Here is a 15,446-nt window from a genome sequence, read left to right on the forward strand (position 1 = left end):
CCCGTGTCGGGCGATGAGAAACTGCTGGAGAACCTGAAGTGGGCGACCGGTGAGCTGCGGCGCGCGCGGCGCAGGCTGGTCGAGCTGGAGGAGGCCGGGCACGAGCCGATCGCCGTCGTCGGGATGAGCTGCCGCTTCCCCGGCGGGGTCCGCTCGCCCGAACAGCTGTGGGACCTGGTCGCCTCCGGGACCGACGCGTTGTCGGAGTTCCCCGGCGACCGGGGCTGGGATCTAGGCGGGCTCTTCGATCCCGACCCCGACACCCCGGGCAAGACCTACGTCTCCGAAGGCGGATTCCTCTACGACGCCGGGGATTTCGACGCCGCGTTCTTCGGGATCTCACCGCGTGAGGCCCAGGCGATGGATCCGCAGCAGCGGTTGCTGCTGGAAGCGGCCTGGGAGGTGCTGGAACGCGCCGGGATCGACCCGGCGACCCTGCGCGGCAGCCGCACCGGCGTCTTCGCCGGCGTCATCCACAACGACTACACCGGCGTGCTCACCGACATCCCGCCGGAGCTGGAGCCCTATCTCGGCAACGGGAACTTCAGCAGCGTCGCCTCCGGCCGCATCGCCTACACCCTTGGTCTCGAGGGGCCCGCGGTCTCGGTCGACACGGCGTGCTCGTCTTCGCTGGTCGCGCTGCACCTCGCCGCGCAGTCTTTACGTCGCGAGGAATGCACGCTCGCCCTCGTCGGCGGGGTGAACGTGATGACCCATCCCGCCGCGTTCGTCGACTTCAGCCGTCAGCGCGGGCTCGCCGCCGACGGCCGCTGCAAGGCCTTCGCCGAAGCTGCCGACGGCACCGGCTGGGGAGAAGGCGTCGGAATGCTGCTGGTGGAACGGCTTTCCGACGCCCAGCGCAACGGCCACCAGATCCTCGCGGTGCTGCGGGGCAGCGCCATCAACCAGGACGGCGCGTCGAACGGGCTCACCGCGCCGAACGGTCCCGCTCAGCAACGGGTCATCCGCCAGGCGCTCGCCGACGCCCGGCTCGCGCCGGGGCAGGTGGACGTCGTCGAGGGACACGGCACCGGCACCACCCTCGGCGACCCGATCGAGGCGCAGGCGCTGCTGGCGACCTACGGCCAGGACCGGGAACGCCCGCTGCTGCTGGGTTCCCTCAAATCGAACATCGGCCACACGCAGGCCGCCGCCGGGGTCGGCGGGGTGATCAAGATGGTGCAGGCCATCCGGCACGGCATCGCGCCGCGCACCTTGCACGTCGACGCTCCTTCGTCGCATGTGGACTGGTCGGCGGGCGAGGTCTCGCTGCTGACCGGGGAACAGCCGTGGCCGGAGACCGGGGAACCACGCCGGGCCGGGGTCTCGTCGTTCGGGATCAGCGGCACCAACGCGCACGTGATCCTGGAGCAGGCGCCACCCGTCGAAGCAGAGTCTCTTGTGGACACTCGGGTGCTCGATTCCGCTGCTTTGCCGTTCGTGCTCTCCGGTCGCAGCGAAGAGGCTTTGGCCGCCCAGGCGTCGAAGCTGGCTGCACATCTGACAGGCGAGTCCTCACCGAAGGCCATCGCGCGAGCTCTCGCCGACACACGGTCGGCGTTGCCGCACCGGGCGGTCGTGCTCGCCGAAGACCTCGGCGAACTGCTCGGCGGCCTGCGTTCCCTCGCCGAGGGCGAACCCGCCGCGCGGGTCCTGACCGGTACCGCCGAAGCGGGCAAAGCCGTCTTCGTGTTTCCGGGTCAGGGTTCGCAGTGGGTGGGGATGGCGGAGGAGCTTGTGGTGGCTGCTCCGGTGTTCGCTGAGTCGATGGCTGAGTGTGAGACGGCTTTGTCGTCCTTTGTGGACTGGAAGTTGTCGGATGTGTTGTCGGATGCGGCTGCGTTGGAGCGGGTTGATGTGGTGCAGCCGGTGTTGTTCGCGGTGATGGTGTCGTTGGCGCGGTTGTGGCGAGCGTGCGGAGTCGAACCCGCGGCCGTGGTGGGACATTCGCAGGGCGAGATCGCTGCTGCGTGTGTGGCGGGCGCGTTGTCGTTGGATGATGCTGCGCGGGTTGTGTGTTTGCGGAGTAAGGCGATTTTGGCGTTGTCGGGGCTCGGTGGCATGGTGTCGGTTGCTGCCTCGGAGGACCGGGTGCGTGAGTTGCTGCCGGAGGGTGTGTCGGTGGCGGCGGTGAACGGGCCGTCTGCGGTGGTGGTGTCCGGTGATGTCGCGGGGTTGGAAGCGCTGATCAAGCGATGCGAGCTGCTGGACGTGCGAGCGAAGCGGATCCCGGTGGATTACGCCTCGCATTCGGCGCATGTCGATGCGATCGAGCGGGATGTGGTGTCGGCGTTGGCGGGTATTTCGCCGCAGGCGCCGGTGATTCCGTTCTATTCGACGGTGACCGATGAGCTTTTGGAATTGGATGCGGCGTACTGGTTCCGGAATCTGCGGGGGACGGTGCAGTTCGCGGCGACGGTGGATCGGTTGCTGGAGGATGGTTTCCGGTTCTTCGTGGAGACGAGTCCGCATCCGGTTCTGGTTCCCGGGATCAGCGAGGACGCTGTCGCTCTGGGGAGTTTGCGTCGGGGTGAGGGTGGTGCGGAGCGGTTCGTCGCGTCGCTCGCCGAAGCCCACACACAGGGACTGAGCCCCTCGTGGTCCGCTGTGCTGCCGCCCGCCGAACGGGTCGACCTGCCGACCTATGCCTTCCAGCACAAGCGGTTCTGGCTCGAAGCGGGGGCCGCGAGCGGCGACGCGTCGGCGTTCGGGCAGACGGTGGTGGACCACCCGCTGCTCGGCGCCGCCCTGCCGCTCGCGGACGGCGACGGCCTCGTCCTCACCGGCCGGATCTCGCCGGAAACCCAGCCCTGGCTCGCCGACCACGCCGTCCTGGACACCGTGCTCCTGCCGGGCACAGGGTTCGTCGAACTCGCCTTGCGCGCGGGTCGCGAGGTGGGCTGCGACAGCATCGACGAACTGACTCTGGAAGCCCCGCTCGTCCTCGACGGGCCCGTGGCGCTGCAGGTCGTGCTCGGGGAGCCCGACGAGCGTGGCCGCCGTGCCGTGTCCGTGCATTCACGGCCGGAGGACTCCGCCGAACCGTGGATCCGCAACGCACAGGGAACGCTGTCCGCGGGCGCGCCCTCGACGGTGTCTCTCGCCGAGTGGCCGCCTCCCGGCGCCTCCGAGGTGCCGGTGTCCGATCTCTACGACCGTTTCGCCGAACTCGGCCTCGCCTACGGCCCGGTGTTCCAGGGGCTGCGCGCGGCTTGGCGTCAGGGCGACGATGTGTTCGCCGAAGTCGACCTGCCCGCGGGTGAGGCGGCGGACCGCTTCGGTGTGCACCCGGCCCTGCTCGACGCGGCCCTGCACACCCTCGGCCTCGGCGCCCGGGACGAAACCGTGCGGCTGCCGTTCACCTGGTCCGGCGTGACCCTCCACGCCACGGGCGTGGCGAAACTCCGGGTCCGGCTGACCCCGGCCCCCGACGGTGGCTCGCTCACCGCGGCCGACGAGACCGGTGCCCCGGTGCTGACCGTCGGGGAACTGGGCCTGCGCCCGATCTCCCCGGCCCAGCTCGGACGCCACCGGGATTCGCTGTTCCGGCTCGACTGGGTCCCCGCTCCGGTGGGGGCGCCGTCGCCGGAAGAGCCGGTGGTGTGGCGCTGCCCCGAAGGCGAACTGCGGCCGGTCCTGGAGGAGGTCCTGAAGCGGATCCAGGCGGATTCGACGGCCACGACCGTCGTGCTCACGTCGGGCGCGGTGGCGAGCGCGTCGCCGGATCCGGTGACGGCCGCGGTCTGGGGTCTGGTGCGGTCGGCCCAGGCCGAGCATCCGGGCCGGTTCGTGCTGATCGACGCGCGGACCGACGACGAGGTCCGGACCGCGCTGGCGACCGGGGAAGCGCAGGTCGCCGTCCACGACGGCAAACCGCTGGTTCCCCGGCTCGCGCGGGTCGCGGCCGCCGACGCGGGTGAACCGGACTGGACGCCCGATGACATCGTGCTGATCACCGGTGGCACCGGACGGCTCGGCCAGGCGCTGGCCCGGCATCTCGCCGTCCGGCACGGTGTACGCGGACTGGTGCTGACCGGGCGGACGGGCACCGGCGCGGAAGACCTGATCACGGACCTGGCGGAGCGGGGCACCCAGGTCACCGTCGCGGCTTGCGACGTCGCGGACCCGGCGGCGGTGCGTGCGCTGCTGGCCGCCCATCCGGTGACCGCGGTGGTGCATGCCGCCGCTGTGCTCGACGACGGGCTCGTCGACGGTCTGACCCCGGACCGGCTCGGCACCGTGCTGGCCCCGAAGGCCGACGGCGCCCGCGTGCTGCACGAACTCGCCGGGCCGGTCCGCAAGTTCGTCGTGTTCTCGTCGGCGGCCGGCGTGTTCGGCAACCCGGGGCAAGCGGGCTACGCCGCGGCGAACGCCTACGCCGACGCCCTCATGCTCCGGCGTCGCGCCGAGGGGCTGCCGGGCGTGTCCCTCGCCTGGGGTTTCTGGGCGGAACGCAGCAAGCTGACCGGCGAACTCGACGACACCGACGTCCGCCGGATGGCCCGCGCGGGCGTCACCGCGCTTTCCACGGAGGAAGGCCTGGCGCTGTTCGACGCCACCGTGGCCGGCGCGGACGGGCTGCTCGTCCCCGCCAAAATCGACCTGACCGCTTTCCGGGGCCGCCCGGCCACCGAGATCCCCGCCCTGCTGCGCGGCCTGGTGCGCGTTCCCGCGCGCCGGTCGGGGGAGACGTCGGGCACGGCCGAGGCGCTGAAACGCGACCTCGCCGGGAAACCGGAGGCCGAACGCGTCCGGCTGCTGCTGGAGGTGGTGCGGGTCCGGGTGGCGGCCGTGCTCGGGCACGAATCGGCCGACGCGATCGCCGAGGATCGCGGGTTCCTCGAACTGGGCTTCGACTCGCTGACCGCCGTGGAACTGCGCAACCGGCTCGCCGAGGCGACCGGCCTGCGGTTGCCGCCCACACTCGTCTTCGACCGGCCCAACGCCGGAGCGCTCGCGGCCCACCTGGCGGCCGAACTGGCCACCGAGTCCGCCGGTCCGGGCCTCGACGCCGAACTCGACCGGTTCGCCGCCGCGCTGACCGCGGCCGACCCCGGAGAGGCCGAACGGGCCCGGCTCACCGCCCGGCTGCGGGCCCTTCTGGGCACGCTCCAAGGCGGGGAAGACCCGGCCGAGGAAATCGACGGAAAACTCGAATCGGCGGACGATGAGGAAATGTTCGCTTTCATCGATAATGTGCTTAAACCTTCTTGAGTGGTAAGAATGCTTTCTGCATGTCGTTCCCGGGTGTTGCGAAAGCCACTTTCGCAACCTTCAACGTTGCGAAAGTGGCTTTCGCAACACCCCCGAGGCGGTGGCTCGACCGGAGCCACGTCGGCGGGGTAGCGAAGGAGGCCCTCACCACCATCTGGGGCGACCAGCTTGCCTCGGGCATGTCGCGAAAGCCACTTTCGGGACGTCACATGTCTCGAAAGTGGCTTTCGCGACACCCCCCCCCGGGCGGTGGCTCGACTGGGCGGGTCTCGAAAGTGGCTTTCGAAAGTGCCCCTGGTCGTCGCCTATTCCCTAAGGGGACGTAGGGGCGGCTAGGGGTTGTCCGCCTCTTCGCAGCTCACCTAGCTTTTCCTCGAGTGGCATTTCGTTTTTCCCGGCGCGAAGAGGTTGGCTACTGATGCTGAACGAGGAGAAGCTGCGCGACTACCTCAAGCGGGTGTCGGCCGACCTGCATCGGACCCGGGCCCGGCTGCGGGAGGCCGAGGCGCGGGAGCACGAGCCGATCGCGATCATCGGGATGGCCTGCCGGTACCCGGGCGGCGTCCGCGGCCCGGAGCAGCTGTGGGATCTCGTGGCCGCGGGCACCGACGCGGTGGGCGGCTTCCCCGCCGACCGGGGCTGGGACGTCGAGGCCCTCTACGACCCCGACCCCGCGCGGCACGGCAAGACCTACACGCGTGAGGGCGGTTTCCTCTACGACGCCCACGAGTTCGACGCCGCGTTCTTCGGTATCAGCCCGCGCGAGGCGCTCACCGTCGACCCGCAGCAGCGTCTGCTGCTGGAGACCGCCTGGGAGGTCTTCGAACGCGCCGGGATCGACCCGCTTTCCGTGCGCGGCAGCCGGACCGGCGTGTTCGCCGGGGTGATGTACAACGACTACGGCTCCAGGCTCGACCCCCGCGCCGAGGAACTGCGCGAGTTCGAGGGCTACCTCGGCAACGGCAGCGCCGGGAGCGTCGCCTCCGGCCGCGTCGCCTACACCTTCGGTCTCGAAGGCCCCGCCGTCACCATCGACACCGCGTGCTCGTCTTCGCTGGTCGCGTTGCACCTCGCCGCCGAGTCGCTCCGGCGCGGGGAATCCACGCTCGCGCTGGCGGGCGGGGCGACCGTGATGGCCTCGCCCGAGACCTTCGTGGAGTTCAGCCGTCAGCGCGGGATGGCGCCCGACGGCCGCTGCAAGCCCTTCGCCGACGCGGCCGACGGCACCGGCTGGGCCGAGGGCGCCGGGATCCTGCTGCTCGAACGGCTTTCCGACGCTCGTCGCCACGGGCATCCGGTCCTTGCCGTGGTGCGCGGTACCGCGGTCAACCAGGACGGCGCGAGCAGCGGGCTCACCGCGCCGAACGGTCCGTCGCAGCAGCGGGTGATCCGGCAGGCGCTCGACAGCGCCGGCCTCGCGCCGCACCAGGTCGACGTCGTCGAGGCGCACGGCACGGGGACGACGCTGGGCGACCCGATCGAAGCGCAGGCCCTGCTCGCCGCCTACGGGCAGGAGCGCGTCCGTCCACTGTGGCTCGGTTCGCTGAAGTCGAACGTCGGGCACACTCAGGCGGCCGCCGGGGTCGGCGGCGTGATCAAGATGGTCCAGGCGATCCGGCACGGGATCGCCCCGATGACCCTGCACGTCGACACCCCGTCGTCCAAAGTGGATTGGGAAGCGGGTGCGGTCGAACTGCTCACCGAAGCCCGCCCTTGGCCGGAGACCGGGGAACCGCGCCGCGCCGGGATCTCGTCGTTCGGCGTCAGCGGCACGAACGCGCACGTCATCGTCGAACAGGCGCCGGAGGCCGAATCCGCCGAGCGTGACGGCGAATCTCCGCTCGGCGACGGGGTGACACCGCTGCTCCTGTCCGCCCGGAGCGCCGAGGCTCTGCGCGCGCAGTCCGCCCGGCTGCGTGAGCACCTTCGCCAGACGGAATCCCTGACCGACACCGCTTTCTCGCTTGCGACGTCCCGTGCCGCACTGGAGCACCGCGCCGTCGTGGTGGCCGATGCGGAAGCGTCGCTCGACGCCTTGGCTGCCGGGGCGCCCGCGGCGGGGCTGGTCGAAGGTATCGCCCTGCCGCCGGGCAAGGTCGCGTTCGTCTTTCCCGGGCAGGGCTCGCAATGGGCCGGGATGGCGCTGGAGCTCAAGGATTCCTCACCGGTTTTCCGGGCCGCACTGCTCGACTGCGAGCGTGCCCTTTCGTCCTTTGTGGACTGGAAGCTCACCGACGTACTCGGCGACGCGACGGCGCTGGAGCGCGTCGACGTCGTGCAGCCCGCCCTCTTCGCGGTCAACGTGTCGCTGGCGGCGCTGTGGCGGGCGTGCGGGGTCGAACCCGACGCCGTGACCGGGCACAGCCAGGGCGAGATCGCCGCCGCGTACGTGTCCGGCGCGCTGTCGCTGGCCGACGCCGCCAAGGTCGTCGCCTTGCGGGCCAAGGCGATCCTCGCGCTTTCGGGCGCCGGGGGAATGGTGGCGGTCGCCCTCGGCCGCGACGACGTGCTCCCTCGGCTGACGGAATGGGGCGACCGGATCGCCGTGGCCGCGGTCAACGGACCCGCGTCGGTCGTGGTCTCCGGCGATCCCGAGGCGCTCGACGGGCTCGTCGCCGCCTGCGAGGCGGACGGCGTGCGCGCCCGCCGGATCCCGGTGGACTACGCCTCGCATTCACCGCAGGTGGACGTCCTGCGCGAGGAACTGCTCGGCCTGCTCGCCGGCGTCGAACACCGCGCGTCCACCGTGCCGTTCTACTCGGCGGTGACCGGGGAACCCCTCGACACGGCCGGGCTGACCCCCGAGTACTGGTTCCGGAACCTGCGGGCCACCGTCCGGTTCGACCGGTCCGTCCAGCGGCTGCTCGACGACGGTCACCGGTTCTTCGTCGAAGCCAGCGCGCATCCGGTGCTGACCGGCAGCGTCACCGAAACCATCGAGGAACGCGGAGCCCACGCGGTCGCGTTCGGTTCGCTTCGCCGCGACGAGGGCGGCCTCCGCCGGTTCCTGACATCGCTGGCCGAGGCACACGTACGCGGCCTCCGCCCGGATTGGGCCGCGTTGTGGCCCAGCGCCACCAGGGTCGACCTGCCTACTTACGCCTTCCAGCGGGTGCCGTACTGGCTCGACGCCGCCGTCGCCCGGCAGGGCGGGACGGATGCCGAACTGCGCTTCTGGGCGGCCGTCGACCAGGCCGACACCGGCGCGCTCGACGCCGCCGTGCCCGCTGGGGAGGGAGCCTGGGACGCGGTGCTTCCCGCGCTTTCCGCCTGGCGTCGCTCCGGCCTGGAAAAGTCCACAGTGGACGGCTGGCGGTACCGGATCGACTGGATCCCGGCCACCGGAGCGGCCGCGGCCACCCTCGACGGGACGTGGCTGCTGGTCGTCCCGCCCGGCCCGGTGCCGCCCGTCGCGGAGGCGCTCACCCGGCTCGGCGCCCGTGTCCTGCTCGCGGGCCCCGATGACGAACTGCCGCACGAGCCGGTCGACGGCGTGCTTTCCCTGCTGGCCCTAGACGAACGGCCGCATGCGGACCATCCGGTGGTACCCGCCGGGCTCGCCGCGACCACGGACCTCGTCCGAAGGCTCGACGGACTCGACGCTCCACTGTGGATCGCCACCACCGGCGCGGTCGCCGTCGGCCGGTCGGAGGTCCCGAACGCGCAGGCCGCGGTGTGGGGCCTCGGCCGGGCGATCGGCCTCGAACACCCCGAATGCTGGGGCGGCCTCGTCGACCTTCCGGAGGAACTCGACGAACGCGCCGCGGCCCGGCTCGCCGGGGTGCTCACCAGTGGCCGCGAAGACCAGGTCGCCGTCCGGTCGTCCGGGGTTTACCTGCGGCGGCTCGTGCGGGCGCCGCTCGGGGACGCCGTCGCGCCGGAATGGCGACCGCGCGGGACCGTCCTGGTCACCGGCGGCACCGGGGCGGTGGCCGCCCACGTCGCGCGGTGGCTCGCCGGGAACGGCGCCGAACACCTGGTGCTCACCAGCAGGCGCGGGGCGGCGGCCGAAGGCGCGGCCGAGTTGCGTGAAGAACTCGCCGGACTCGGTGCGCGGGTGACGTTCGCCACCTGCGATGTCGGCGACCGTTACGCACTGGCCGCGGTGCTGGCCGAGTATCCGCCGAACGCCGTCGTGCACACGGCGGGGGTCGGGACCACCGCGTCGCTCGCCGAGACCGGCCCGGCGGAACTCGCCGACGCGCTCGCCGCCAAGGCGGGCGGTGCCGCTCACCTCGACGAACTCCTCGAAGGCACCGAACTGGACGCCTTCGTGCTCTTCTCCTCCAACGCGGGTGTCTGGGGTGGCGCCGGACAGGGTGCCTACGGCGCCGCGAACGCCGCCTTGGACGCGCTCGCCGAACGTCGTCGTGCCCGGGGCCTGCCCGCCACCTCGGTGGCTTGGGGCCTGTGGGGCGGTGGCAGCGGGCTGGCCGGCCAGGACGACGTCGACCGCTTGCGCCGTCTCGGATTGGCCGCGATGGACCCGGCGCTCGCCGTCTCCGCGCTCGTCCAGGCCGTTTCGCACGACGAGACCTTCGTCGCGGTCGCCGACGTCGACTGGGCGCGGTTCGCCCCCGGATTCGCCCTCGCCCGGCCCCGGCCGCTGCTGGACGCGTTGCCCGAGGTCCGCGAGGCGCTGTCCGCCGACACCGCCGGACCGGGCGGCTCCGAATTCGCCGCCGGACTGCTGGCCGCCCCCGAGGCCGACCGGGCCCGTATCGTGCTCGACCTGGTCCGCGCGCAGGCCGCCGCGGTCCTCGGCCACGGTGGCGCCGCCGCCGTCGAGCCGGACCGGGCCTTCCGCGACCTCGGTTTCGATTCCCTGACCGCGGTCGAGGTCCGCGACCGGCTGGCCGCCGCCACCGGGCTGCGGCTGCCCGCGACCCTGGTCTTCGACCATCCGTCGGCCTCGGCTCTCGCCGGGCACCTCGTCGCCGAACTGACCGGCGACGTCACCGGGACCCACGCCGCCCCGGCCGTGGCGGTGACCGACGACGAGCCGATCGCGATCGTCGCGATGAGCTGCCGGTTCCCCGGCGGGATCACGGATCCGGAGAAGTTCTGGGAGTTCGTCGCGGACGGTGGGGACGCGATGGCCGCGTTCCCCGGCGACCGCGGCTGGGACCTCGACGCGCTGTACGATCCGGACCCCGCGCACCTCGGCACCACCTATGCCCGTGAAGGCGGCTTCCTCGACGACGCGGGCGGTTTCGACGCGGCGTTCTTCGGGATCTCGCCGCGTGAGGCGCTGGCGATGGATCCGCAGCAGCGGTTGCTGCTGGAGACGTCGTGGGAGGCGTTCGAACGGGCCGGGATCGACCCGGCGACCCTGCGGGGGAGCGCGACCGGCGTCTTCGTCGGCGCTTCCTTCCAGAACTACGGCTTGGACGCCACCGACGCGCCCGAAGGCACCGAAGGCTACTTCCTCACCGGAACCGCCACCGCGGTCGTCTCCGGGCGCCTCTCCTACACCTTCGGGTTGGAAGGCCCGGCGGTGACGATCGACACCGCGTGCTCGTCTTCGCTGGTGGCGCTGCACCTCGCGGCCCAGGCGCTGCGGCGCGGCGAATGTTCGCTGGCGCTGGCGGGCGGCGTGACCGTGATGGCCAACCCCGCCGCGTTCGTGGAGTTCAGCCGTCAGCGCGGGCTCGCGCCGGACGGGCGTTGCAAGGCGTTCGCCGACGCCGCCGACGGCACCGCGTGGTCCGAGGGTGCCGGGATCCTTCTGGTGGAACGGCTTTCCGACGCGCGTCGCCTCGGCCATCCCGTCCTGGCGCTGGTGCGCGGTTCGGCGGTGAACCAGGACGGAGCGTCCAACGGGCTGAGCGCGCCGAACGGGCCGTCTCAGCAACGGGTCATCCGCCAAGCGCTGGCGAACGCCGGTTTCGCGCCGTCCGATGTGGACGCGGTCGAGGCACATGGCACCGGGACCAGTCTGGGCGACCCGATCGAGGCGCAGGCCTTGCTCGCCGCGTACGGCGGGGAACGCGAGCACCCGCTGTGGCTCGGTTCGGTCAAGTCGAACTTGGGGCACACGCAGTCGGCGTCGGGTGTGGCGGGTGTGATCAAGATGGTGCAGGCGATCCGGCACGGTGTCCTGCCGCGGACCCTGCACGTCGACGCGCCCACCACGGAGGTGGACTGGACGGCGGGTGACGTCCGGTTGCTCACCGAACCGGTGGACTGGCCGGACACCGGACGTCCGCGCCGGGCGGGTGTCTCCTCTTTCGGGGTCAGCGGGACCAACGTGCACACGCTGATCGAAGAGGTCCCCGAGAGCGCGGCACCGCCCGCCGCCGGGGACACGTGGGTGCCGTGGGTGCTCTCGGCGAAGACCGAGGAAGCGTTGAGGGCTCAGGCTTCCCGGCTGCACGCGCGGCTGGGAGAGCACCCCGCGGAAGACTCCGACGTCGCGTACACGCTGGCGACGGCCCGCGCGGGACTGGAGGTCCGGGCCGCCGTGACCGGGCCGGACCGGCTGCGCGAACTGGCCCTCCTCGCCGAGGGGACGCCGAGTGCGGCGGTGCTGCGTGGCGCGCTCACCGCCGGGGCTCCGGGGTTCCTGTTCACCGGTCAGGGCAGCCAGAAACCCGGGATGGGCGCCGAACTCGCGGCCCGCTTCCCGGTGTTCGCCGCCGCGTTCGACGAGGTGTGCGCCCATCTGGACCCGCGCCTCGGGCTGTCGCTGCGCGAAGTCCTCGAAACCGAGCGAGTGCACGAAACGGCGTTCGCGCAGTGTGCCCTGTTCGCCGTCGAGGTCGCGCTGTTCCGGCTGCTGGAGAGCTGGGGTGTCCGGCCGGCGATGCTGCTCGGGCATTCGGTCGGCGAGATCGCGGCCGCGCATGTCGCCGGGGTCCTGTCGCTCGCGGACGCGGCCACGATGGTCGAGGCGCGCGGCAGGCTCATGGCTGCCCTGCCGTCCCGCGGCGTGATGATCGCCTTGCAGGCCAACGAAGACGAAGTGACCCCGCTGCTCACCGAGCGCGTGTCGATCGCCGCCGTCAACGGCCCGGAAGCGGTGGTGCTGTCCGGGGACGAGGACGCCGTCACCACCGTCGTCGACCGGTTCGCCGACCGCAAGCACAAGCGGCTCGTGGTCAGCCACGCGTTCCACTCGCCGCTGATGGAACCGATGCTCGCGGACTTCCGCCGGGTCGTGTCCGGGCTCTCCTTCAGCGAGCCGCGGATCCCGATCGTGTCCACGGTGACCGGCCGTCCCGATCCGGAAATCGCTTCGCCCGGGTACTGGGTGCGGCACGTCCGCGAGGCGGTGCGGTTCCACGACGCGATCCGGTTCGCGGAAGCCGAGGGTGTGCGCGCCTTCGTCGAACTCGGCCCGGAGGGTGTCCTTTCCGCAATGGCCAAGGACTTCCTCGAAGACACCGTGCTGATCCCGACCCTGCGCGGGGAGCGCCCCGAGGTCGCCGCGCTGGCGACCACGCTCGGCCGCCTGCACGTCCACGGCGTCGGGATCGACTGGGCGGGCGTGTTCGACGGTGTTCCGGCGAGCCGGGTCACGCTGCCCACATATCCCTTCGAGCACCAGCACTTCTGGCTGGCGAGCACCGGCGCGACGGCGGGCGACGCGGCCGCGTTCGGGCTCGGCGAGGCCGGGCACGCGCTGCTCGGCGCCGCCGTCCCAGTGCCCGGCGGGAGCGGGATCTCGTTCACCGGAAGGCTTTCCCTGCGGACTCAGCCGTGGCTCGCGGAGCACGTCGTACTCGGTACGGCTCTGCTGCCCGGCACCGCGTTCGTCGATCTCGCGTTGCACGCCGGTGACCGTGCCGGCTGCGGAACCGTCGCCGAGCTGACCCTAGAGGCCCCGCTGGCGTTGCAGGAAAGCGGCGACGTCCGGCTGCACGTCACCGTCGGCGAGCCAGGCGAGGACGGCGAGCGCACGATCGAGATCCATTCCCGCCCCGGAGCCGCGGCCGACGACGAACCGTGGACGCGGCACGCCACCGGCCTCCTGGCCACCGGAACCCCTGTCGAGAACGGGAATCCGGACAGCTGGCCGCCGGAGGGCACCGAGATCCCGGTCGGGGATTTCTACGACCGGCTCGACGGCACCGGTTTCGAGTACGGACCGTTGTTCCAGGGCCTGCGCGCGGCGTGGAAGGCCGGGGACGACGTCTACGCGGAGGTTTCGCTGCCCGAGGACCGGTTCCGTGACGTCGAAGGCTTCGGCGTCCATCCCGCGCTGCTGGACGCCGCGCTGCACGCGTCGAAACTCCGGCTGGAGGGTGAGAGCGAGAGACCGTTCCTGCCGTTCACGTGGAAGGGTGTCTCGCTGGCCGCGACCGGTGCGCGGACGTTGCGGGTGCGGCTGTCCTCGCCCGCTCCGGACACGATCTCGCTGCTGCTCACCGACGGCGAAGGCGCTACGGTGGCCACGGTCGATTCCCTGGTCTTCCGCCGGATTTCGCCGGAGCAGATCGGAAACCGGCAGGGGAGCAGCTCGCTGTTCCACGTCGAGTGGACCGAGGTGCCCGCCGAGAAAGTGTCCACAGAGGACGTCAGGGTCGGCACCGGAGAGTCCTATGTGGACGTCGCTGCCTTGCTTGCCGCCAAGACGCCGGAAGTCGCGCTGCTGGTCTGTCCGTCCGGAGAGACCGCCGAGGCGGTACATGACGCGACCGCGTGGGTACTGCGTCAGGTGCGGGACTGGCTCGCAGACGAGCGGCTGGACGCGCATCGGCTCGTCCTGCTGACCGACGGAACCGATCTGGCCCAGGCCGCGGTACGGGGACTGTTCCGGTCGGCCTCGTCCGAACACCCCGGCCGGTTCGGCATCGCCGAGACCACCGGGGATCCGGTCCGGGTGTCGGCCGACGATCCCGAACTGCGGCTGGAGAACGGCGTCGCGTACGCGCCGAGGCTGGTCCGCAAGACCGCCGCGGCCGCTCCGGTCGCGCTCGATCCCGGCAAGACGGTGCTGGTCACCGGCGGTACGGGAGCACTCGGCGCGCTGGTGGCCCGGCATCTGGTGACCGCACGCGGCGTGACCCGGCTGCTGCTGGTCTCCCGGCGCGGGCTGGAAGCCGAGGGCGCCAAGGACCTGGTGGCCGACCTGACGGCCGCGGGTGCCGACGTCACCGTCGAAGCCTGCGACGTCGCCGACCGTGCGGCGCTGGAAGCGGCCCTCGCCGGGCATGAGCTGACCGCCGTCGTGCACACGGCAGGCGTACTCGACGACGGTCTGGTCGACGCGTTGACCCCGGAGCGGCTGGCGAAGGTGCTGCGGCCGAAGGTCGACGCGGCGCTGAACCTGCACGAACTCGCGGGTGACGTCGACGAGTTCGTGCTGTTCTCCTCGGCGTCGGCCACGTTCGGCAATCCCGGGCAGGCGAACTACGCGGCAGCCAACGCGTTCCTCGACGCGCTCGCCCGCCACCGCCACGCACAAGGGCTTCCGGCCACGTCGCTCGCCTGGGGACTGTGGGCGACCGACGGCGGCATGACGGGCGAACTGAGCGACACCGACCTGGCCAGGATGGGCCGCACCGGTATCGCCGCGCTGACCCCGGAAGCCGGGCTCGCCCTGTTCGACGCGGCCTCCGGCGCCGGGCCGGTGGTGCTGCCGATGGCGCTGACGCCGTCCTCGCTCCGTGATGTGGATCCCGCGGTGCTGCCTCCGTTGCTGCGGGGACTGGTGCGGGCTCCGTCCCGGCGCGCCGCGTCCGCTCCCACCGGTCCGGCGTTGCAGGACAGGCTTTCGGGCCTGACCGGCGCCGAACGCGACGACGCGGTGCTGGAGGTGGTGCGCGAGCAGGTCGCCGCCGCGCTCGGTCACGCGGGCGCCGGAGCGATCGATCCGGGCAAGGGCTTCGTCGAACTCGGGATGGATTCGCTCAGCGCGGTCGAACTGCGCAACCAGCTGTGCGCGCTGAGCGGGCTGAAACTCTCGACGACGGTGGTGTTCGACCACCCCAACCCGGCCGCGCTCGCCGGGCACCTCGCGGCCGAACTGCCCGCCGAAGGGGTGGCCACCACCGCGTCGGTGCACGCCGGGCTCGACCGGCTCGAAGCGCTGCTGGCCACCGCCGCCCCGGCGAACGGGGACCGCGCCGGGGTCACCGCGCGCCTGCGCACGCTGCTGGCGGCGTGGACCGGCGAGCCCGCCGCCGAGGCCGACGACTCGCTGGAGTCGGCCACCGCGGACGAACTGTTCGACCTGCTCGATCACGAACTCGGCGCGTCCTGAACCGCCTGACCTGGGAGACCCTTCC

Annotated in this window: 2 protein-coding genes; both read left to right on the top strand. The window is 72.0% G+C overall.

The window, feature by feature from the left end:
* The first annotated feature begins 3 nt into the window (after positions 1-3).
* A complete protein-coding gene (locus tag AB8M46_RS30950) occupies positions 4-5,214 on the top strand; it encodes an SDR family NAD(P)-dependent oxidoreductase (RefSeq protein ID WP_394362502.1) in 5,211 nt (1,736 codons plus the stop codon).
* 418 nt (positions 5,215-5,632) lie between these two features.
* Positions 5,633-15,421 carry a type I polyketide synthase gene (locus AB8M46_RS30955; protein WP_394362503.1) on the top strand — a complete coding sequence of 3,263 codons (9,789 nt, stop codon included), beginning with the start codon at positions 5,633-5,635 and terminating at the stop codon, positions 15,419-15,421.
* Positions 15,422-15,446: the final 25 nt, after the last annotated feature.

Source organism: Amycolatopsis sp. SB7-3 (assembly GCF_041021335.1).
GTDB lineage: Bacteria > Actinomycetota > Actinomycetes > Mycobacteriales > Pseudonocardiaceae > Amycolatopsis > Amycolatopsis japonica.